The organism is Butyrivibrio sp. FC2001, assembly GCF_000424125.1.
Classification (GTDB): Bacteria; Bacillota; Clostridia; order Lachnospirales; family Lachnospiraceae; genus Butyrivibrio.
The window spans coordinates 24,590-47,833 of the sequence record NZ_AUJH01000011.1 but is presented as its reverse complement, the minus strand read 5'-3'; the positions used below and the strand labels follow the sequence as shown (position 1 = coordinate 47,833).

Annotated in this window: 19 protein-coding genes; 1 reads left to right on the top strand and 18 read right to left on the bottom strand. The window is 42.3% G+C overall.

The window, feature by feature from the left end:
- Positions 1-60: 60 nt before the first annotated feature.
- From G601_RS0105225 to G601_RS0105150, 16 genes are all read right to left on the bottom strand, one after another.
- A complete protein-coding gene (locus G601_RS0105225; RefSeq protein WP_026664711.1) occupies positions 61-1,290 on the bottom strand; it encodes a DUF2130 domain-containing protein in 1,230 nt (409 codons plus the stop codon).
- 428 nt (positions 1,291-1,718) lie between these two features.
- On the bottom strand, positions 1,719-2,489 hold the full coding sequence (locus G601_RS26755) for a class I SAM-dependent methyltransferase (protein WP_026491711.1): 771 nt from the start codon (positions 2,487-2,489) through the stop codon (positions 1,719-1,721).
- On the bottom strand, positions 2,490-3,278 hold the full coding sequence (locus G601_RS26750; protein WP_051200866.1) for a class I SAM-dependent methyltransferase: 789 nt from the start codon (positions 3,276-3,278) through the stop codon (positions 2,490-2,492). It abuts the gene before it with no gap.
- 9 nt (positions 3,279-3,287) lie between these two features.
- A complete protein-coding gene (locus G601_RS0105210) occupies positions 3,288-4,028 on the bottom strand; it encodes an ABC transporter ATP-binding protein (protein WP_026664710.1) in 741 nt (246 codons plus the stop codon).
- Between the two features lie 14 nt (positions 4,029-4,042).
- Positions 4,043-4,792 (bottom strand): ATP-binding cassette domain-containing protein, encoded by a 750-nt coding sequence (locus G601_RS0105205; protein ID WP_026664709.1) that lies wholly within the window; start codon positions 4,790-4,792, stop codon positions 4,043-4,045.
- 3 nt (positions 4,793-4,795) lie between these two features.
- Positions 4,796-5,617 carry an ABC transporter permease gene (locus tag G601_RS0105200; RefSeq protein WP_026664708.1) on the bottom strand — a complete coding sequence of 274 codons (822 nt, stop codon included), beginning with the start codon at positions 5,615-5,617 and terminating at the stop codon, positions 4,796-4,798.
- Positions 5,614-6,537, bottom strand: coding sequence for an ABC transporter permease (locus G601_RS0105195; protein ID WP_026664707.1), 924 nt, complete (start codon positions 6,535-6,537; stop codon positions 5,614-5,616). The genes G601_RS0105200 and G601_RS0105195 overlap by 4 nt, the downstream gene beginning before the upstream one ends.
- Complete coding sequence (locus G601_RS0105190) at positions 6,534-8,180, bottom strand: ABC transporter substrate-binding protein (RefSeq protein WP_026664706.1); 1,647 nt, start codon at positions 8,178-8,180, stop codon at positions 6,534-6,536. The genes G601_RS0105195 and G601_RS0105190 overlap by 4 nt, the downstream gene beginning before the upstream one ends.
- A 96-nt stretch (positions 8,181-8,276) precedes the next feature.
- Positions 8,277-9,941 (bottom strand): SulP family inorganic anion transporter, encoded by a 1,665-nt coding sequence (locus G601_RS0105185; RefSeq protein WP_026664705.1) that lies wholly within the window; start codon positions 9,939-9,941, stop codon positions 8,277-8,279.
- 82 nt (positions 9,942-10,023) lie between these two features.
- Positions 10,024-11,013, bottom strand: coding sequence for a helix-turn-helix transcriptional regulator (locus G601_RS0105180; RefSeq protein ID WP_026664704.1), 990 nt, complete (start codon positions 11,011-11,013; stop codon positions 10,024-10,026).
- Between the two features lie 135 nt (positions 11,014-11,148).
- Positions 11,149-12,135 carry a diaminopimelate dehydrogenase gene (locus G601_RS0105175; RefSeq protein WP_026664703.1) on the bottom strand — a complete coding sequence of 329 codons (987 nt, stop codon included), beginning with the start codon at positions 12,133-12,135 and terminating at the stop codon, positions 11,149-11,151.
- A gap of 224 nt (positions 12,136-12,359) precedes the next feature.
- Positions 12,360-13,226, bottom strand: a complete 867-nt coding sequence (locus G601_RS0105170) for an ABC transporter ATP-binding protein (protein ID WP_081673392.1) — start codon at positions 13,224-13,226, stop codon at positions 12,360-12,362.
- Positions 13,183-14,226, bottom strand: a complete 1,044-nt coding sequence (locus G601_RS0105165) for an ABC transporter ATP-binding protein (RefSeq protein ID WP_026491700.1) — start codon at positions 14,224-14,226, stop codon at positions 13,183-13,185. Before G601_RS0105165 ends, G601_RS0105170 begins: the two co-directional genes overlap by 44 nt.
- A gap of 19 nt (positions 14,227-14,245) precedes the next feature.
- Positions 14,246-15,490 (bottom strand): ABC transporter permease, encoded by a 1,245-nt coding sequence (locus tag G601_RS0105160; RefSeq protein WP_026491699.1) that lies wholly within the window; start codon positions 15,488-15,490, stop codon positions 14,246-14,248.
- Between the two features lie 16 nt (positions 15,491-15,506).
- Positions 15,507-16,511, bottom strand: a complete 1,005-nt coding sequence (locus tag G601_RS0105155) for an ABC transporter permease (protein WP_026491698.1) — start codon at positions 16,509-16,511, stop codon at positions 15,507-15,509.
- A 141-nt stretch (positions 16,512-16,652) separates the two neighbouring features.
- Positions 16,653-18,620: an ABC transporter substrate-binding protein gene (locus G601_RS0105150; protein WP_026664701.1), complete on the bottom strand. Its 1,968-nt coding sequence runs from the start codon at positions 18,618-18,620 to the stop codon at positions 16,653-16,655.
- A gap of 325 nt (positions 18,621-18,945) precedes the next feature.
- On the opposite strand from G601_RS0105150, the gene G601_RS24695 reads away from it, so the two are divergent.
- Entirely contained in the window at positions 18,946-20,196 is a 1,251-nt protein-coding gene (locus G601_RS24695; RefSeq protein WP_026664700.1) for an AraC family transcriptional regulator, read from the top strand.
- Between the two features lie 54 nt (positions 20,197-20,250).
- Here the strand turns inward: G601_RS24695 and pap are convergent, their stop codons facing one another.
- Both pap and G601_RS0105135 read right to left on the bottom strand, forming a co-directional pair.
- The gene (gene pap, locus G601_RS0105140; protein WP_026664699.1) at positions 20,251-21,726 is read right to left on the bottom strand and encodes a polyphosphate:AMP phosphotransferase; all 1,476 of its coding nucleotides are present in this window, start codon (positions 21,724-21,726) and stop codon (positions 20,251-20,253) included.
- A gap of 99 nt (positions 21,727-21,825) precedes the next feature.
- On the bottom strand, positions 21,826-23,208 hold the full coding sequence (locus G601_RS0105135; RefSeq protein WP_026491694.1) for a uracil-xanthine permease family protein: 1,383 nt from the start codon (positions 23,206-23,208) through the stop codon (positions 21,826-21,828).
- Positions 23,209-23,244: the final 36 nt, after the last annotated feature.

Sequence of the window (23,244 nt, the reverse complement as noted above, 5' to 3'; positions counted from 1 at the left end):
TGCCCTTCCTCTGTAACCGTTTTCTTTTATCCAAAGCACTCCCCCTCTAATTTTTTATACTTACTTTTTTTGAAGTCCTTCGAACTTTGCCTGCATTGTTGGATTCCCCCTGGTTAATCTCTTAACACTTACCTCATCCACCTTATTGTTGGCAATCCTAAGCTGATTATCTGAACCCTGAAGTTCTTTCTTAACCTTTTCAAGGTGTTGTATAGTCTTATCAATTTCATCTATAGCCTTATCAAAGTGAGAATGAGCAAGCTCATAATTTCTTCCAAAGTCATCCTTGAACTTTAAAAGACTGTCCTCGAAATTGGAAATATCAATATCCTGGTTCCTGATCTCTGCAAGCTCCTGCTTGTACATGAGTGCATTCATTGCAGCATTCCTGAGCAGTGTGATCATCGGGATAAAACACTGGGGTCTTACAACATACATCTTGTCATATTTGTAGGAAACATCCACTATTCCTGCATTGTAGAGTTCACTGTCAGACTCAAGAAGAGATACCAGAACGGCATATTCGCAGTTTTTCTCCCTTCTGTCCTTATCAAGTTCCTTGAAGAAGTCCTCATTCTTATGCTTTGTGGAAGTAGTATCCATCTCGTTTTTCATCTCAAACATGATAGATATGATTTCATTACCGAATTCGTCGTTCTCGCGGTAAATATAATCACCCTTACTTCCGGATCTGGCATCATTGTCCTTCTCAAAATATGCATTATTAAAAGCGGTTGCCCTAAGCTGATTAAACTGTATCTCACAGTGCTGCTCCAAGGTTTCACCAACCATCTTAGTGGACATCTTTGTCTTTAAATCCTTATAGAATTCTATCTGCTCATCCTTCTGGGCGAGAAGAATCTGAGACTTCTCTTTTTCTGCCTGAAGATTTCTCTCAAGGTCACGCTTTTCATCCTCAACTTCTTTTACAGCCTCAAGAACTGCTACCTTCTGCTTATCTTCAGCTCTCTCAATCTGTCCCGTAAGCTTCTGCTTTTCCAGCTCAGCCTTGGAAACCTCCTCCCTAAGTTTACTGAGTTCCTTTTCATGCTCTGAACGAAGCTGCTGTAGCTGCTTCTCAAATTCCGCTTGCATCTTAAGCTTCAGATCAGAGTTAACTGCATCCAGCTCCAGCTTGTGCTTTTCCCCAAGATGCTGCTGAAGTTCATTTATTCGCTTCTCAACATCCTTGTTAAACTCCTCATCCCTTATCTGGCTCACAATCGAGCTTAGCTCTGTATCATCCACAGAAAATACCTGTCCGCAATGCGGACACTTTAGTTCTGCCATTTCTATCCTCCCGAAAAATCCAATATTTCTTCTTAATTATATCTCAAACCACCATTATTTCCTTAGATATAGTATAGCTTATCACGTTAGATCAGAACATAAAAAAGGATAATATTCACTGTGTTTCAATAGAAGGAAATATGTACCTCTTTTCGCGACTTTAGTATCCATTTATAGCTTCTTTAAAAGGTATTTTGAAGAAAAAAGGAAATATTACAAGCTTTCTTGTAATTTGGTACCCATATTTTTACAAAGCACGGATACCAAATCAACAAAAAAGCTCTAATATTTCCAATCAGTCTCAAAAAAGGTTTAAATATCAGTATAAAAGGGTACCAAATCACTTAATATGTTCCATTATTTCCAAACACAATCGCCTACACCTGGTGAAGTCCCTGCCTTATTGCCAAGCACGGCAGACTCAGGCTCTATTTCCTTGCACTTATCATAAACATCCTATCCGGAATATAGAATTCATCCTTCTCAGAGAAAATTCTATCCGCAAATCCTGTATCACACTGGATATTACAGTATCCCAGTCTCTCCAGGATCTCCCTGTCCCACTCAGGTCTGTCTAAAGCGCTTATTGTAAGCATATGATATATCTCATGGCATTCGTCCTTAAGCTTATCGCTTATATTTCTGTGAGCCAGATTCTCTAATGTCTTAAGGTTATGCGCACCCTTGGCGTATTCAGCGTCGAAATTAAGAAGAAGCCCTCCTTTTTTCAGTACCCTAAGCCATTCCTTATACGCCTCCACAGGATGGGGCAGTGTCCAGGTAAGATTCCTTGTGATTACCATGTCGAAGGTCTCATCCTCGAAGGAAAGCTCCTCCGCATCCATCACTTTGACCTCAACCGATTTCTCATATGGTCCGTTAAGCCTGATAAGCTCCCTTGCCTCATCTATCATCTTCTGCGTAAGGTCTATCCCCGTTACTTCCTGTCCTTCTTTTCCAAGAAGCACAGGAAAATATCCGGCGCCGCAGCCAACATCAAGAATCTTAAGAGTTCTGTCTCCGAAAGCCTCTCCCATCTTTTTCTTTATTTCAAACAGCCACTTTCCTGCCTTTGAACTGTTAAGCTCATGCTGTCTCTGTTCGAAAAAGCTCTCAGCTCTCTCTGTCCAATAGTTCGTTACTCTATCCTTAATACCCTCTGACTCTTCCTCAAAGGGAATGTACTTTAATTCACTCATTTATAAAACAACCTTTACCATAAACATAGGAGTCGATGCATAGTTTACCAGCTCTTTTTCCGTGTAAACCCTTGAACCTATGTCTTCTATACTTGTTACGGATTTCACCCTGTTTTTACGAAAATAGTCCACATCCCAGGCAGGTCTGTCTATCCCGGTAAGCGGAAGCTTCTCAGCTATATGCTCCATGACATCAAAATTGTCACCTATATTATAATCTCCAAAGCCCTTTTCCTTCACATTGACTCTATCCTGCTCATACTGCGCCTTCTTATCTTCATCGCGAAGATAAGCATACCAGTTGGCATCAAAAACAAGCATCATACCTCCGTTTTTAAGAACTCTCATCCATTCACCATAGGCCTTTTGAGGATCCGGAAGATTCCATGTGAGATTCCTTGAAAAGACCACATCAAAGCTGTCATCAGCAAATCCCAGTTCCATGGCATTCTCTGTCCTGAATTCAATTCTATCTGCAAGCTCTCCCGCATTCTTCTTTGCTTCCTTAAGCATGGTCCTGGCAAAATCTGCCGCAGTCACGCTGTATCCCAGCTCTGCGAGAATTATAGAAATAAAACCGGGGCCTGCACCAATATCAAGAATTCTGATATTTCTTCTATCATCCGGAGAAATACCAAAATGCTCCATTATTTCTTCATCAAGCAGCTTAGACCACCTTTTCCTCTGGTCGCCATCAAGCTCTTCCCTGTTGACCTCAGAGTACCCACTGGCTCTATCAATCCAATATTCGTGATTTTTTATACTTATAGAATTCTTATTACTAAACATATTTTTCCTTTATACACTCTGTCTTATGGCACTGTCAATCAGTAGCTTTGTATACTCATCCTTAGGGCTGCCAATAACCTCAGCAGCTGTTCCCTGTTCAACACAGCTTCCATCCTTCATCACCATGATTTTGTCACAGATCATGCTGACAAGTGCAATGTCGTGGGATATGAAAATCGCTGACAACTTCCCATCACTTTTTAATTTCTGTAATAGCTCAACTACCCTCGCCTGGGTAGATACATCAAGCGCACTGGTTATTTCATCACAGAGAAGTATTTCAGCTTCCGAATAAAAAGCTCTTGCAATTGACATTCTCTGGCACTGACCGCCGGAAAGCTCCCCTGCCCTTTTTGAAAGCTGTCTCTCCTCGAGGCCAACCAGCTTAAGAAGCTCTAAGATCTCAGCCCTGTCCTTTTTTCCTCTTCCATTTTCCAAAATGGCTTTTTCCATAGTCATTCTCGGGTCAAAGGAGCTCTTTGCATTCTGGAAGATCACCTGAAGGAACTCGCCTGTCTTCCTGGGCTTTTTCCCTGTATATTCTTCACCCTTATAAAGGAGGGATCCTCCTGTTGGCGGAATCATTCCCGAAACCACCCTCAAAAGAGTACTCTTTCCCGAGCCGCTCTCGCCGACTACGCCAAGGACTTCGCCCTTGTTTAACGAAAAGCTCACATCCTTCAGGGCATTGGTGTACCCCTGCTTATCATTGAAACATTTATTAAGATTTTTACCCTCAAGTAAAACCATATCTTACATCGCCTTTAACTTAGTTTTAGCTTCGGAACATCCCTTAAAAGTCCCTTTGTATAATCATGCTTCGGATTCCTAAGGACATCACCGGCATCTCCAATCTCAACAATTTTCCCCTGGTACATAATAGCCACTCTATCCGCAATATTGGCTGCTATTCCAAGGTTGTGAGTTACAAAAACGATGGTAACCCCAAGCTCACTGCGAAGCCTTAATAGCTCATCCACAGCAGCAATAGCGGTTGACACATCCAGAGCACTGGTTATCTCGTCACACAAAAGGAGCTCTGGCTCTAGTATAAGAGACGCTGCTATGGCCATTCTCTGATTCATGCCTCCACTCATTTCAAAGGGTCTCATCTTCAGCAGCTTTTCAGCATCCTTAAGTCCAAGGGTTGTAAAAATCCCGGAAAGCTTTTTCTTATCGAGTTCACGTTTGTGACTCTTCAAGGATTCCTTAAACTGGACATCAAAGGCCCTTAGCGGATTAAATGCTCCCTCAGGATTTTGTTGAACAAGTCCTATGCTGCTGCCAAGAAGTTCATGACCACATCTTTTCTCTCTGAATAAAATGTCCCCCTCCGTCACCCTGACGCTCTTGTCACTGCATATTGCCTTTATCAGTGTAGACTTTCCGGATCCGCTCTCGCCGACGATACAGAGTATCTCGCCTTTATACACGGTTAAGTCAATCCCCTTCAGCACAAAGCTTTCATCATAGGAGGCGGACAGATTCCTGATCTGAAGTAAACTCTCTGCCATTTGTCACACCTCCATGTAATCCATCACAGCATCCCCAAGATAATTGAAGATAATAATTGTGATAATCGTCGCAAATGCCGGGAAAAGCACTGCCCATGGCGCTATCTGAATATACGCCCTTCCTTCACTTATCATGGAGCCCCATTCAGCCTTTGGCGGTACAACACCAAGCCCCAAAAACGACAGGCCCGATAAACCTATCATGGTCGTTCCTATCTGAGTCAGTGCATTTGTCAGAACAGGCGCCAGAAGATTGGGAAATATATGAACCATGATTATATAAAAATCACTCTTTCCCGCGAAAAAGGCAGCCTGAATGTAAGCCTCATTTTTTATTGAAAAGGTATGGCTCCTCGCGAGTCTCGCAAAGCTGACCCACATAGTAATTCCAAGGGCCACCATGGCTCCTGTCATTCCGGCATTTAATATTCCCGCTACTGCAATTGCAACCACCATCTGAGGAAAGGCTAGCATAATGTCCGCAAGTCTCATAAGCACTGTATCAAGAATTCCACCATAGTATCCGCACAACATTCCTATCACGGTTCCTATCAAAAACGAGATGAATACCAGCAGAAAGGTAGCAGCAATCGTAGTTCTTCCGCCATACAAAACTCTTGAAAAAACGCATCTCCCAAGGTTATCCGTTCCAAAGGGATACTGTGCCCCCGGTGCCATTCTTATAGAGGATGCGCTTGTGGCATAAGGATCATTTGGAGCCAGAATCCCAGCAAATGTAGTCGCAAGAATTATCAAAAGTGCAAGCACAGCCGTGGCAATTATTCTGTTTCTAAGCCTTTTCTCTCTACGCGTTCCATGTTTCATAAATTAGTCCTTGGATCCATGCAGTGACTAAGTATATCTGATAGCTGATTTATCACCACATATATTGTTCCCATTATTATTACAAAGCCCATTATTACAGGGTAATCTCTCGCCGTAATTGAATCCATAACAAGCTTACCTATGCCTGGCCACCTGAAAATAGTCTCAATTACAACACTTCCTCCCATAAGCGTTCCGATCTGCAACGCTATTATAGTGAAAATATGTCCGATGGAATTTCTCAAAATATTAATCACTATGTATCTTCCCTTTACACCCCGGCCCCACATTCCGACAACATAATCCTCTTTCATCTGTGTCAGAAATTCCGTGCGCATCTGCCTGATAAACCTGCAGGTCATGGGAATTGAAAGTGACATTACAGGCATGAAGAGCCCCTGAACATTTCCCTTTGCAATTACCGGAAAAAGCTTGATTTTTATACACAAAAAATACATGAGCAAAACGGATATGAGGAAGTTTGGCAGCGAATTACCAATAAAGGAAAAGAGCCTTATGATATTGTCCGCAATACCATTCTTTCGGATTGCTGAAAGAATTGATAACCAAAATGATATTGCAAGAGAAAGGAGCAGACTTGTCATAGCGAGAATAGTCGTGTTTTTAAGTCCTGCATAAAGCTTTGGTGCTACAGGCATATCGTCCTTAAAGGACACTCCGAAATCTCCTCTGATAACGCGGACAAGCCACTCCCCGTATCTAACGAGGAATGGCTTTAAAAGACCGAGTCTTTCACGTTCTGCGTCAAGCACTTCCTTTGTTACCGCAACTCCCTGAGAGGTAAGTCTCTTCTCTGCGGGATCACCGGGTGCCAGATATAGAAGTGCAAATACAAAGAAGCTCAAAACTATCAATATGGAAATCAAACTGACAATTTTTACAATCGCCTTTTTTATCATTTAATATCTGTCTCCGCATCTATTCCGTAGAAATCAAACGGAATATTCTCAGCAAAGCCTGTAACACCGGGACGAAGAACTGTTGTGTTATTGAAAAGTCCAACATATCCGAAGGCGTTATCATCGATTGCTATCTGAACAATCTCATTTGCAAGCTCTGCTCTCTTTGTGGTATCCGTCTCAAATTTCAGCTGATCTATAAGCTCCTCGCAATGAGCATCATCAAATCCGCCGCAGTCATAATATGAACCGTCCTTAAGAGTTGATTCGATGAAATAAAGCGGATCACCTGACTTATCTGCGATCATGCAATATAGCGCAAGATCAAAGTCGCTGTTTGCAATGTATGTTGAATCGGGATCTTCCTCCACTCCAAGCACTGAGTCAATTCCAACTGCCTTGAGCTGCTCCTGAATCAGAAGCGCAAGTGTATCAAGAGATCTTGCTGCATAGTACTTAATATTGATGGAAAGCTTCTGGCCATCTTTTTCATAGATGCCATCACTTCCAAGTGTGTAACCATCCGCCTCAAGAACCTCCTTAGCCTTATCTGTGTCCACAGCAGGTACCGTAACCTTACCATACTCAGCGCTTGTGCTGAAAGGTCCTACTGCAGGTGAAACTGTTCCTGATAAGTACTCAGCAATCTTATCCTTATCTACAGTGAGGTTAATCGCCTGCCTTACAGCATCATCGAGAGTATTCTCATTAAGGATGTAGAACTGAAGTCTTGCACCGGGAATAGATACCACGTTGTAATTTTCAGGCTCCTGCTCGTATACGGCAAGTGCTGCTGAAGATACGCTGTTGTAGCAATCGATCTCACCGCTCTGCATTGCAAGAAGCTTCGGATCATCCTCCTGCATGTAGTAGAATACAGCGCCGTCAAGCTTTACATCTCCGCCCCAGTAATTCTCATTCTTTGCAACTTCTACGTCACCCTCAGGCTGGAAGCTTGAAATTACAAAAGGACCTGTACAAATGGGATCGTTATCAAAATCTGTTGTAGCATCAAGATCCACCATTCCAAGCTCAGGGCTGGCAAGCTCGTTACGAAGTGTGGGATAAACTTCCTTTGTATCAATTGTGATGGTCTTGTCATCAACTGCTGACATCTCGAAATCTGCAAGATAAGCAAAGCGCTCATTCACCTCTGCTACTCTCTGAAGATTCTTAACTACCATCTCAGCTGTAAGGGGTGTTCCGTTAGAAAATGCAACGCCATCATTTAATGTGATTGTCCAGACACTACCGTCAACTGTAGCATCCTTAGCAAGGCATGGTGCTGCTTCCATATTTTCATTCATTTTGAAAAGCGCCTCGGAAACACCATAGATTGATGTATACCAGCCATAGTATTCCTTGTGCACATCAAGGCTGGGATATGCAAATGATGCTGCAGTTTTAAGGATCTTTGTTCCATCGGATGCTGCTGATTCCTCAGTTGCTGCATCCTGACTATCTGCCTCAGCATGATCTGCTCCCTCGCTACCTGTCTCAGCATCTGACTGATCTCCGGTAGTCTCTGTGCTCTCAGCACTTTCATTTGAGCTTTCGGTATTTGTATTACCTGTGCCTCCACAGCCTACTGCACTAAGCGCTATAGCTGCGGTAAGTAAAATAGATAAAACTTTTTTCTTCATAATAAAAAACTCCTATTCATGATCATTAGTCACGAATAGAAGTTTAGTACAACAAAGAATATATTATAAGCCCCCTGGGGGGTTATATCTTTTCATTTATTTTGTTTCAGCTGCCTTTTCAAGGGCTTCATCAATATGTGCAGCGAAGTTCTCTCTTCCTACCTTTTCAACAAAGCCGTCCTTCTCCATAGTTCTCATGGGCTGCTCGTTAACATGTGAAAAGATAAGGCGTACACCCTTACTCTTGCAGTCATCATAGAGCATCTCAAGTGATCTCATAGCTGTAGCATCAAGTGCAGGAACACTCCTCATTCTGATAACAAGGCACTTGGTAAATTCCTTGGTGGTGATATTGGCAAGAGCATCAGCATCACCAAAGAACATAGGGCCGTTAATCTCATACACACGAACATGCTTAGGTATTACCTTAAGGTCAATGCTGTCAGGATCCTGCTTCTCAAGGTCTGCATCATCAGGATCCACATAAGTCCATCCGCGAACTGAAGTCTCTTCGCTCATTCTCTTCATAAAAAGAAGGCAAGCAAGAACCATACCAACTTCAATAGCCACAACAAGGTCAAATACTACTGTAAGAACAAAAGTAGATACAAGCACGATAATGTCACTCTTAGGAGCTGTCTTACAAAGATGTGTGAAAGGTCTCCACTGACACATATTGTAAGCAACCTGGAAAAGAATTGCCGCAATGGTAGGCATGGGGATCAGTGCTGCATAAGGCATAAGTACTACAAGCACAAGGCAGAGAACTATTGAATGGACAATACCTGCTATAGGTGTTCTACCACCGTTTTTAATATTGGCTGCCGTTCTTGCAATAGCACCTGTTGCAGGAATACCTCCAAACAGAACTGAACCGATATTACCGCAACCCTGAGCGATAAGCTCCATATTTGATCTGTGGTGTGAGCCTATCATGCCATCTGCAACTACAGCTGAAAGAAGTGACTCGATAGCTGCGAGGATAGCAATTGTAAAACCGTTTGAAAATGAGGCTCTTATAAGCTGCCAGCTGAATACAGGAGCATGGAACTTAGGAAGTCCACCGTTTATTGTATAAAGGTCACCTATGGTATTAACCTTCATTCCAAGTACTTTTACCATAAGGATTCCCACGATAACAGCTATAAGTGAAGCCGGAATCTTCTCAAAGAACTTGGGCCAGATAACCAGAACTGCAAGACAAACCACACCTACTATCAGGGCCTGATAGTTGATAGTCGCTATGTTCTTCACAATAGCTTCAAGCTTTTCAGTTGTTTCGATAGTAACTGTTCCCTTGGGATATGTAAGTCCGAGAAAATCCTTGATCTGTCCAATAAGAATAGTAACCGCGATACCTGCGGTAAATCCTGTTGTGATTGTGTAGGGGATAAATTTGATGAGAGTTCCAAGTCTCAAAAGTCCCATAAGAATAAGTAGAATACCGGCTATGATGGTGGCCATCATAAGACCTTCCATTCCGTTTGTGGCAACTATGCCCGCAACGATCGTTGCAAATGCTGCTGTAGGACCTGCGATCTGAACACGGCTTCCTCCAAGGAATGAGATAATAAAGCCTGCAACGATTGCAGTATAGAGGCCTTCCTCCGGTCCAACGCCTGATGCAAGCGCAAGGGCTATTGACAGCGGAAGCGCAATGATCGCAACAATTATTCCGGAAATAACATCAGTAGTAAACTGTTTCGCCGTGTACTTTTTCATCACGGAAAACAGCATCGGCTTGATTTTGTCCTTTTTCATAATTAAAAAATCTCCCATTTAATGAAACATTAGCAAAAATGCAGACAAATTATAGCACAGTTTCATAAATGGGAGCATTATTTTATTTGTAGAATTCTATGAGATTATCTATCTCTTCCTTGTACGCTTTTACTACAGAAGCAGGCGCCGTGATTTTTACGTTGGTACCAAGTCCAAATATCCATCCGAAAAACTGATCGCTCACAGCCACTTCAACTCTGACATCTGTCCATCCCTTTTTCTTAGACGGCTTAACAGATATATCTTTTCCGAACCTGTCAATCAGAATGCCTATCATCTCATCCTTAATAGACAGGGTAACCATTGTCCCATCGCCACCAAACATTCCGAAGGCTCTGTTTGTATATGCAGCAAGATCAAAGGCTTTAAAATGTTCTTTTCCTTCGCGCTTCTCATCAAGGATCTCAAGCCTGTCCATCTTATCCACGCGGTAATGCTTGATAATACCTGACTCGGAATCAAAGGCTATAAGGTAATAATTCTCATCATTCCAGGTAAGTCTCCAGGGACTTATTACATATGTCTTATCCTTTCTGGGAACAAGTTTCTTATTCGTATCCCAGGTCATATACCTGAAGCTGATCTTTTTGTTATTCAGAATTGCAGCATGAATATCATCAACTGTGTAGTAGATACTCTCGTTCATGGTCTTTACTCTGCCCTGAACGGCAAGCTGACGCTCAAGCTGCGAAGCCTCATACATGCTTGCAAAGGTAGTCAGCTTCTTAATAAGCGTATTTGACTTCTTTTCAGTAATGAACTTGAAGGACTGAACAGCATCAATAAGGAGCTTTAGCTCAGCAAGCTCAAATTTTCTGCTTCCTATGTGGTAAACATAGTACTTGCCACTCTTTTCACCGACAATATCAAGACCTATGTCATTAAGAGCCTCTATATCCGTATAAATACTCTTTCTGTCTGCTGATACACCATAGGCTTCCAGCTCGCTAAGAAGGTCCGGCATGGTAAGTCCATGCTCATCATCAGTCTCTTCCATAAGTATTTTTGACAGATAATAAAGTTTAAGCTTCTGATTTGTTCCCTTTGGCATAATTCATCTCCTAAAAAATCATCATTTGTCACGTAAAATACTGAAAAGATAGTTCTCTTTATATAGTAAACTTTTGTGTGTTTTATTGCAATCAAAAAAGGAAGACATAAAGCCTTCCTTTTAGGTATCATAAAATTATAAAAGATGTGCTCTAAGTTCTTCTCCGCTCTTATCTGAAAGGTATGCCGGAGGAATATCAAGTATTGTCTTGCAGCCTGTCTGGCCTTCCTTGTTCATACGAGCTGCTGCTCTTGCTACTGCAACAAGTACGCTTGTTGTAAATTCCGGATTAGAATCAAGTTTTAAGCTGTACTCAATTACATGATTATGTTCCTTGTCAGCGCCTGTCTTACCTGTTCTGAATACGAAACCGCCATGAGCCATTCCGCTGTGGTTCTTAAGAAGCTCTTCCTCGCTGATGAAATGAACTGTTGTGTCGTAATCAGCAAAGTAGTTGGGCATCTCCTTGATTTCCTTCTCTACCTTAGCTGCATCAGCGCCGTCCTCAAGGACAACGAAGCACTCTCTGGTGTGCTTGTCTCTTGTTGTAAGCTCAGGGTTCTTTCCGCTTCTTACTGCTTCAAGTGCGTTCTCAACAGGGATTGTGTACTGCTTTGCATTCTTGACACCTTCGATTCTTCTGATGGCATCAGAATGACCCTGTGATACACCCTTGCCCCAGAATGTGTAATCATTTCCGTCAGGGAGGATTGCATTTGAGTAAACTCTTGCAAGGGAGAACATTCCGGGATCCCATCCGCATGAGATAACAGCAACCTTGCCTGCTTCCTTAGCAGCTGCGTCAACGTTTGCAAAATGCTCGGGAATTCTTGCGTGTGTATCAAAGCTGTCTACAACATTGAAAAGCTTTGCATACTCAGGTGTCTGAACAGGAAGATCTGTAGCGCTTCCGCCGCAAAGGATCATTACGTCAATCTTATCCTTCCAGTTCTCAACTTCGCTTACAGAAACAACAGGGATGCCCTGAGTTTTTATTGTTAAAGATGCGGGATCTCTTCTTGTAAATACAGCAACAAGCTCCATGTCCTTTGCTTCCTTTACAGCGAGTTCCACTCCCTTTCCAAGATTTCCATATCCGATAATACCGATTCTAGTGCTCATTTATCCTCCTTCCGTGAGCCTATGCTCACAACGAAACTCCATAAACCGCATTATACGCCATTTAATATAAAAAAATCTACACAAAATTTTAGTCTTTTAACGTGATAAATCAAAATCAGATCACCTTTCGCCTAAACTCAAATACCCCGCCATAACAGCGGGGTACCTGAAGCATACACTAATCATTATAAGGTAGGTCAAAAGCTTAAGTTTGTCGGTTTTTATCAGCTGACTACCGTATCAAGATCCCACTTCTCGTAGATCTTCGGAACGTCGCTGATAAGTCTCTTTGTATATTCAGCCTGAGGATTAATGATAACGTCCTCAGCAGAGCCTGACTCTACGAATTTACCATGCTCCATGATATATACCTTATCGGAAATGTAATAAGCAAGTCCGATATCGTGTGTGATGAAGATGATAGTCATGTTAATCTCATCACGAAGCTTTAAGAGCATATCAAGGATTGTTGCTCTTGAGCAGGCATCGATCATGGATGTAGGCTCATCGGCCATAAGGATCTTCGGCTTAAGAAGGAAGATTCTTGCGATCATAAGTCTCTGCATCTGTCCACCTGAAAGCTCGAAGGGATACTTGTTTGTAAGCTCTGCATACTTAAGGTTAACGAAGCTACAGGCCTCTGTCTTCATCTGTATCTTCTGCTCTTCAGGAAGATTCTTGAAGCCTCTCATGTTTAAGCAGTCATCAAGAACCGCATCAATCTTATAGAAGATATTGTAGGATGAAAACGGATCCTGGAAGATGGGCTGGATGTTTTTCCAATACTCTTTCTTCTTAGCATTTGTGCTTATATCACGGGGCTTTCCCTGATATTCAATTGTTCCTTCAGTTGTGCTCAAAAGTCCAAGAAGCATCTTTGAAAGAGTTGTCTTTCCACTTCCTGACTCACCTACTATAGAAACGATCTCGCCTTCATTGAAGTCAAAATCAACATGATCTACTGCTACTTTCTGAGTTTTACCAAGGCCAAATACCTTTGTTAATCCTCTTCCTGAGAGGCAAGGCTTCGGTGCCGGCTTATTAGCATCAGTCAAATTCTGTTTCGGGCTCTGGTTTTGATTCGTTGCCATTAGCATATACCTCCCTAAGTTTTCTTACTGACATCAGGCAGCGATAACATCTGCCATTCTCAAATTCTTTTTCATCCGGTGCCATAGCTGTACATGTAGGTACTGCATATGGACATCTGGGAGCAAATCTGCATCCCTTCGGAGGGTTCTTGAGGTTCGGAGGTGTTCCGCGAAGAGCTGTAAGCTCATGCGCTTTCATTCCTTCCTCAGGAACGATGATGGATCCCATAAGTCCCTTAGCATAAGGGTGAACCGGATCGAATACCATCTCCTTGGCTGTTCCAAGTTCTACGAACTGTCCAGCATACATTACTGCGATATCATCTGTTACATTGTACAGAAGGGGAAGCTCATGTGTGATGAAGATCATGGACTTGATGTAGCCCTTTTCCATAAGCTGTCTCATCATTCTGATAACCATCTTCTGAGATGTAACGTCAAGAGCTGATGAAGGCTCGTCGGCAATAAGTACCTTAGGTGAAAGAATTGTTGATATTGCAATAACGGTACGCTGTTTCATACCACCTGAGAGCTCAACTGCATGCTTTTCAAGTACATCCTCCGGAAGACCAAGCTCAGCAAAACGCTCTCTTGCCATATCGTAAATCTCTTTTTTTGTCATCTTGATTCCGTGAGCATGAATAACATCCTCAACGAAACGAATAATCTTCTGTGTAGGGTTCAGAGCATTCATAGCTGCCTGAGGGATGTATGCGATCTCGTTACCAAGTATCTTACGACGTACATCGTCGGGCTTCATATTTGAAATTGTCTGACCGTCTACTATGATATCTCCACTTATATAATGAAGTGGGGCGAAATAGTAACCCATAAGTGAAAGTGCAAGTGTTGATTTACCACATCCGGACTCTCCGGCAATACCAAGTGATTTTCCTTCTTCTACCTTAAGGGAAACACCATCAACCGCATACACATCCTCATGGAATCTGGTTACATATTTTGTTTTGAGGTCTTTAACCTCAAGCATTACTTTTCCCATACTTAACCTTTCCTTTCCATCAATCACGAAGCTGCGGGTTGAATACTTGATCCATTCCTGTGTTCATAAGGTTTAAGGAGAATGAAATCAGCGCTATCAGAATTACTACCGGGAAGTATGCCCACCATGAACCATTCAGATGTGCTGAATACTGCATAGCCCACTGCATCATAAGTCCCAGAGTTGCTGTCTTTGTTGTAGCAGGTCCAAGACCGATCATGGAAAGCTGTGCCTCAGCAAGGATTCCTGATGAGATCTGAAGGATCATAGCCATTACAACGTAGGAAGCGATGTAAGGAAGGATATCTGTGAAGATGATCCTGAACATGCTGTGTCCGGACAGTTTTGATAAGTTAACGTGATCGCGGTTTCTAAGTGATATTACCTGTGAACGAACTGAACGTGTTGTCCAGGGCCAGGATGTAATACCGATGATAATACCAACCATTGCAATACCTCTTGCCTTATCTCCTACTGAGTAAGAAATGAGGATAAGGATTACGAAAGAAGGAATAACAGTAAACAGGTTTGTGATGAAAATGATGATGTTATCAACAAGTCCGCCAACGTATCCTGCAAGAAGTCCAAGGAGAAGACCAATTGCTGTAGCGATAAGTCCTGCAAGAAGACCAATCTTTAATGAAGACTTTGCTGCTGCAACAAGCTCTGTCAAAACGTCACGACCAAAGTTATCAGTTCCAAGAAGGAAGGTCTTTGTTGTAACATCGCTAATGTTTACATAATCTGTATCCTTGATGACCTTACTCTGTTTAAGCTCACCCTCTTCATTTTTCTCTGCAATGATAACTCCGGATTCTTTCATAGCTGCTGTAATCTGGTTATCAAGTCTCTTAAGAGCCTTTCTCTTAGCTGTTGTAAGTCCCTTATACTTTGTATTGGGATCATAATTAGCTTTCCATAATGCTACAAGCTCCTCAGCATTAGTTACGTCGATATCTGCTTCAGCAACGCCTGCCTGCTTAATAAGGAAGTCCTGAATATTTGCTCTTGTATCAATATCAAGTACCATCTCAAGCTTTGAAAACTGCTTGGGAATCTGTAATGTATATGACTTTTCCAGTGTTGATTCCTCAACAGATACATAAGTACCCGGTTTAAAGAAGTTACCCTGTCCTATCATCTGCAGCGGATCAGCTGTTACAAAAATAGGATAGATGATAACCGTAAGCAGTATGAACATAAAAATTACAAAACCAAAGAGGAATTTACCGGAATGGAAAATCTGTTTAATTGTATTTTTCATCTTTCATTCCCCTTTCTTAATCTAACTGGTTAGCCTTAACTCGAGGATCGATAACACCATAGAGGAGTTCAACCGCAAGGTTAGCTATAAGAACCATGATAGTAATAATAAGTGTACATGCTGAAAGCAGCGGATAATCCTGACCGTTTACAGCTGTAAGAAGTGTCATTCCAAGTCCGGGATAGGAGAAGATCATCTCTGCAACGAGAGCACCACCCATCATTGTTCCAAGTGAAAGAGCAAGTCCTGTGATCTGAGGAAGCATAGCGTTTCTGAACACATAACCTACGATCTTTCTGTCCTTGATACCAAGGAATCTTGAGTATTTTACATAGTCTGCATTTAACTCATATATTGACATTGAACGCATACCGATTGCCTGTCCGCCGATTGTTATAAGAACGATTGACCAGAAAGGAAGCTGGTAGTGCGCGATAATCGATTTAATAAATGTCCAGCTCATATTCGGAATAAGATCATATCCGTAACCACCTGATGAAGGTGCGATCTTAAGTCTGATAGCAAAAAGATAAAGAAGAACTGTTGCCATTCCGAATGCCGGTATATTTCCGATGAAAAGGAAAACAGGAAGGATTACCTTATCAAAAGCACCTTTGATATAAGCAGCAATCGCTCCGAGGAGATTACCAAGTATCCAACCAACAATAATTGCAGGAAGCTGCAGAGCTACTGTCCACCAAACAGCCTTGGCAATAATGTCGGATACAGGTCTGGGATATTGGCTGAAGGAAACACCAAAATCACCCTTTAATGCATTTCCAAGCCACATAAAGAACTGTTTGTACATAGGTTCGTTGATACCGAACTTTGCTGCATAATCATTTAAAACCTTCTGAATAGCCGTTGAATCTGTCATACCGCTTACTGCCTTTGATGCTATAGCGGAAACAGGATTTCCGGGCATCAGGCGCGGCAGAATGAAATTGAGGATTACGGCGAAAATGAGTGTCAGAAAATACCAGAACAATTTCTGACCATAGTATTTTTTATACCCTTTCAATTGAAAAACCTCCCTTCTGCAATCATACGCCGGTTACATTACCATTTTTTGCTTATTTTTTCGTATAAAAAGGCTGCCGCAAGCGTTTTTTGCCACTAACGGCAGCCCCAGTTTACCTAAATCTAGTATTTAGTTTATGTATTACTCAACAAGCTCAAGCTCGTAAAGTGCTGCAATACCATAACCGTCTGTGCAGTCTGTCGGAGGAATATTTCTTCCATCATCAGCTGCAGGATAGTTTGTCCATACAGACTCGTTTACAGCATAGAACAATGTAGGACGATACATAAGAGCAACTGCAGGGCACTCATCAAGAAGGATTCTTGAAAGTTCTGTATAGTACTCTTTAAGCTTAGCTTCGTCTGTCTCTGCAGGAAGAGCCTCAAGGATCTTCTCAGCATCATCGTTCATGTAGTGACCGAAGTTACCACTCCAGTTAGATGCAAGCTTTGCATACTCTTCTGAGAAGTAGAACATTCCCTTTGAGTAAGGGTTCATAACGCCTGCGCCGGGTGTTGACCACATGCAGATATCGAAGTTACATGTTGTCATGTCATCGTAGAAGGAAGAAGCCTCAGGGAAGTATGTCTGGATATCAATACCAATCTTCTCGCCGGCTGCTGCTACGATTTCCATAGAAGCGTTCCAGTCTGACCATCCTGTAGGGCACTCAGCCTTGAAGGAAAGGTTCTTGCCGTTGTACTCACGGATTCCATCGCCGTCACTATCAACGATTCCTGCATCGTCAAGGAGCTTGTTAGCGCCGTCAACGTCTGCGTTATCCCACTGAAGATCTGCGATAGCATCGAAATCTACATACTTTCTCTCGCCGTCTGTAGGTCCAACAACTGATCTCGGATACTCAGCAAATGTAGGTGACTGGCCTGACATAGCGGATGCAATGATCTGCTCATAATCAACTGCCATAGCGATTGCACGACGAACTTCCTTCTGATCAAGTCCTTCTCTCTCTGTGTTGAAGAACATTGAAGGCATTACTTCGCATGCGCCGTAAGGTGCATCATCGAGCCATGTGGAAATCGGAAGATTATCTTCGAGCCACAGGTTCTGTACATCTGTGATGAACTGCTGGCAGACATCAACTTCGCCCTGAGAAAGCGCAACCTGACCTGCTGCATTGTCCTTATAGATTGTGTGAGCGATGTACTTCGGAACGGGAAGCTTACCCCACATGGAGTCTGCCTGTCCCCAATAGTTGTCATCTCTCTGAAGAACTGCCTTCTGGTCGTTAGAAATGTAAGGAGCATAAGGGCCTGTGTGAACAAGATCTTCCATAGTATCCTGTTTAACCTTATCAGCATCCTCACCGTTTCTCTCCTCTACAGTCTGCAGATAAGCCTTCTGCATCATGTACATTGTATTGAGGATTGAAGTAACCTTAAGAGGGTTAACAGCAACGCCGTTTTCAACCTTAGCCTTGATGAGAACTGTTGAATCATCAACAGCTTCTACAGAATCAACATAAGTTGAGAAATCAGCACCCTGTGAAGACTGATACTTCACATGTGTGTCGTAAGTATAAGCTACGTCTTCAGCTGTGAAAGCTGAGCCATCGCTCCATTTAGCATCGGGATTGAGCTTTACAGTAAGCTCTGTCTGATCATCGTTCCAGCTGTACTCTGATCCAAGAAGAGGATAGAGCTTGCCATCAAGTGAATTGAACATGAAAAGTGTCTCATAAACAAGTTCACGAGCTGACTCGTTAGCTGAAAGAGCAAGTCCGTTGTTTGAGTTAGCTGACATCGGGTTCCAGTCGTTGATTGTTCCCCACTGCTGACCGGCCTCGTAAAGAGTCTCATTTCTGGGTGTTGACTCACCGTCTGCAGAAGCTTCTGTTGTTTCTTCTGTAGTTTCCTCGGTGGTCTCTTCTGTTGTCTCTTCTGTTGTCTCTTCTGTTGCTTCTGTGCTCTCCTCAGCTGTAGCATCAGCAGCTTCAGTAGATGTTTCTGTTGAAGCTTCCTCAGTTGTTGCTGCCGGAGTCTCAGTTGTTGTGCCACCGTTGTTTCCGCCGCCACATCCAGCGATCATTGAAAGTGAAATAGCGGATACACACAAAAGTGACATGACCTTTTGTAAGTTCTTTTTCATAACTTACCTCCCTTTCGTTTAATCGTGAGCTCATGCTCATATTTTGATAATAGAATTTTAATATTTTGTTCATAAGTCTTTATATCAAAAATTCCACATCTATAAAAAAATTTCCGCTTTTGTTCATTTTTAACATTTAATCCAAATTTAACTACCTTTTATATATCACTTTTCACAATCAATACTTGCGGTTATAACAAATATTGCTCAATTAATTTGTTTTTTCGCACATTTTAATGTAAAATTTACCTTGGTATTTTTATTACCATATTAGTATGTTTTTGGGAGCGTAAGAGTTGTTTTGAGGGGTCAGGGAAAATACTTTATGCAGACAAATACTTCTTTGGTTAAATGGAGACTGGAGAGTTATTACCAAGAGAAAAAAGTCCCGATATGGTTCTTTGATCAGAATCTGGATGTGGCGTATACCAACTTTTCAACCGCTGCTATCCTCAACCTTTTTGAGTGCGTGCGCCCTCTTGCCAGAAACTTCATGGTCGCACATTCAATAGAAGGTTATCATCTCAATCTGGATAATCCCTATGTAATGTATTTTGAATTTTCCTATTCTATAGGAAAGCATAGCACCTATACAATGGTTGTTGGTCCCGTACTTACAGTTAATCCCACAGAAAACATCTGGCCGGAGCTGGGCTTTTCAGGTAATCTGTTCGCAGAACAAAAGCGTGTTCTCTCCCGAGCTCTTCCCGTAATGGGAACCGAGGATTTCAAGCTTGAGATCACCAATTTCCTTAAGCAGGTTATTGATGTGGCACCGCCCACCTTTGAAACCGGTAATTTATCTACTGTAATAGAGAAGTATTCCTCTGATGAAAATAGTGAATTTGAATCCGCTTCAGAATATGAAGCATTAGAATCCACAGAGGTTTCAGAGATCTGCAGACTTGAAGATCTTTTCCAGATTTATATCACCAACGGCAACACCTATCAGCTTTATTCAATGTTTAAGGACGAGCATACCACAAGTATTCTCTTCCCTAATAAAGCATCTGTTCAGAGCTGCAAGGTAATAGCTTCCGAGCTTCTTACTCTGGCAAGAGTTGCTTCACATGACAGCGGAAACGACAGCGTTTCCTGCTATAACAGATATTTGAAATATTCCAGGAAGCTGGTAGAAGCCAAGAGCTACGAAATGATTTCCCGCATTGTGGAGAAATGTGCAATCGAGTTTGCCCGCAATTCACATGACATGGGTAAATATACAAACGATTCCTACTCACCTATGACAAACAAGTGCATACAGCGCATCATAGAGCGTCTTCCTGACAAGATAAGTCTGGATGAGCTTGCCAAGGAGCTTCACATCTCAGCCAAATATCTGTCCGCACTGTTTAATAAGGAGACCGGCTCTTCCATCACAGATTTCATGCAGGATCTCAGGGTGAACGAAGCCAAGCACCTGCTGACAAATACAGAGCTGTCCTATCTGGAGATCAGTACGCTCCTGAATTTCAGCTCACAGAGTTATTTCAACTGTATATTTAAAAAGAAAACAGATCTTACTCCCAAGGAGTATAGAGAGCGGGCACTTCAGAAAAATGCCATGTCCAATTAAAACAAATCCCGTCAGGAGGTAATCTTTCCACCTGACGGGTTATTTTATTTCTTATTATTTCAGCGCCTTTTTTATTTCATCTATCACAATCCTGAGCGCCTTTATTCTTGCATATTTCTTATCAACTGATTCTAAGATATGCCATGGAGCAAAGCTCGTACTGGTCTTTGCTATCATCTCATCAATTGCCCCTTCATAGAGATCCCATTTTTCACGGTTTCTCCAGTCCTCATCCGTTATCTTCCACTGCTTCTCAGCCGTGTTCTGCCTGTCTGTGAAGCGGGCAAGCTGAGTATCCTTATCAATCTGAACCCAGAATTTGATGATAACTGCGCCCCAGTCATGAAGCTCCTTCTCAAACTCATTTATCTCATTGTAGGCTCTCTGCCAGTCATTTTCCGAACAGAAGCCCTCAAGCCTCTCAACCATTACCCTGCCGTACCAGGTTCTGTCAAATATGGTGATATGCCCTGTCTTTGGCAGCCTTGTCCAGAATCTCCAGAGATAGTGCCTTGCCTTTTCATGAGGCTCCGGACTTGCAATGGGCTCAACCACATAATCTCTGGGATCAAGCGCAGCCGTTATCCTCTTGATATTTCCGCCCTTACCTGCTGCATCCCAGCCCTCATAAGCGATGATTACAGGCACTTTCTTTCTGTATATCTTGGGACCAAGGCTCTTTAGCTCCTTCTGAAGCTTCTTTAATTCAAGCTTGTACTCCTCATCTGTAAGGAACTTATCATTAAGCGGAATATCAGACAGCTTCTGAACCTTCTCCATAGGAAAGGTATTCTGTAAAATCGGCACATTGAGTGCGTGATTCTTAAGAGCTATGTCTATTCCCTGATTAAGGAACTGCAAAACCTGGAGCTCTGCAAACTTTCTATCCGTTGCATCTATGATATACCAGGGAGTTCTTGACTGGTTTGTATCAGACAGGTATCTGTCATAGACCTCCTGAATATCATCATATTGCTTATTCTGCTTGATATCCGCATCCGTCACACGCCAGCTGGTATTCTTGTTGTCCAGAAGGTGATCCATGCGCTTTTTCTGTTCCTTCTTGGATATATTCATGAAGAACTTCACAACAAGATATCCATTGTCACAGAGCTGCCTCTCAATTACATTTATAGAATGTATTCTTGTGGCATAGGTCTCTTCATCCATACTGCCCTGGAGAACTCCGTCAACTATTTCCTCCATCCAGCAGGTATCAAAAAACTGAAACTTTCCCGCCTCAGGAATCTCCTTCATATATCTATATAAGAAGGGATATCTCTTTTCCTCATGGCTGGGCTCTCTGTCTAACGTTGCCACCTTGAAAAATCTGGGATCGATGTTTCGTATTACCTTACCTATAACAGCCCCTTTTCCTGCGGCATTCCAGCCCTCAAACAGTACCATTACAGGAAGTCCTGCCTCTTTTATCTTCATCTGAAAAGCGGATAATTTTGAACGCTCTTCCTTCAGCTTAGCTTTCAGTTCTTCCTCTTCCGGAATATCAGTTGCTACGAAATCCTTCAGCATACGTAACCCCCTTAATATAAGAAAATAAGCACCATATATGGTAATCATACCACATATGGTGCTTACTATATCTTGTTTAGAAAAGTTTAATATTCCGTTTTAGTCTTCCTTAGGAATATTGTTAAAGCTTACACCTCTGTTGATATCGCCCTGATAATTCTCACCAAAGCTGTAATCATTTCCGGGAAGAACTGCATTAAGTGCAATTCCGAAAATAGCTGCAAGAGCAAGTGAAGTAAGAGTAACGGAAGTATTGCCAATTGTAAAGGTAAATCCTTCAGTGAAGCCAAGTCCTGTTACGAGAATAACAGCAGCCACAATAAGGTTTCTTGACTTTGTGAAGTCAACCTTGTTCTCTACTACATTTCTGATACCGATAGCTGAGATCATTCCGTAGAGAACGAAGCTTATTCCACCGATGATGGCTGTGGGCATTGTTCCTATAACGTCTGTGATCTTAGGAATGAAGCTGATTATAATAGCATAGAAAGCTGCAAGTCTTACTACCTTGGGATCATAAACCTTTGAGAGCTCAAGTACTCCGGTGTTCTCACCGTAAGTAGTATTTGCAGGGCCTCCGAAGCATCCTGCAAGAGCAGTTGCAAGGCCGTCACCCCAGAGAGTTCTGTGAAGTCCGGGCTCCTCAAGGAAGTTATTACCTGTTGTAGCTGATATAGCAGAGATATCTCCAACGTGCTCCATCATTGTAGCCAGAGCGATAGGTGCCATTACGAGGATTGCAGAGATGTCAAACTTGGCAATGATGAAGGGAGGAAGTCCAACCCAGCTTGCAGAAGCGATAGGAGCAAAATCCAAAATTGCGCTGCCGTCGACATTTGTCATTCCAAGCAGGTGCATTGCAAGTGCAATAAGATAAGAAATAACAACCCCCATAAGGATAGGAATGATCTTCCACATACCCTTTCCCCAGATATTGAAGGCAATTACGATAGCCAGTGCAATTACTGCAAGGAAAGGATTAACTGCTGCATTACTAACTGCAGAGGGTGCAAGAGAAAGTCCTATACAAATGATGATGGGACCTGTAACTACAGGAGGAAGGAAATGCATAACATTCTTAACTCCCACCAGCTTAATAAATAATGAAAGAACAAGATAAAGAAATCCTGCTACAACAATACCGCCGCAAGCATACGGAAGCTTCTCACCGTATGTCATATTTGCAAATTTACCTGTGTTCAGCTCAGCTACAGTAGCGAAGCCTCCAAGGAAAGCAAATGAAGAACCCAAAAATGCAGGAACCTTGAATTTAGCAAATATATGGAACAGAAGAGTTCCAACACCTGCAAAAAACAGTGTTACCTGTACCGAAAGTCCCTCGCCATGAAAATAACCATTGACCAGTATCGGTACCAGAATCGTCGCGCCAAACATTGCAAACATATGCTGAAGTCCCAGAATCATCATCCGTTTCTTCCCCAATGTGGACGCATCATAAATAGCTCTACCTTTTTCTCCCATATTCATCTCCTCCGTTATGAGACCATATAAAAAATT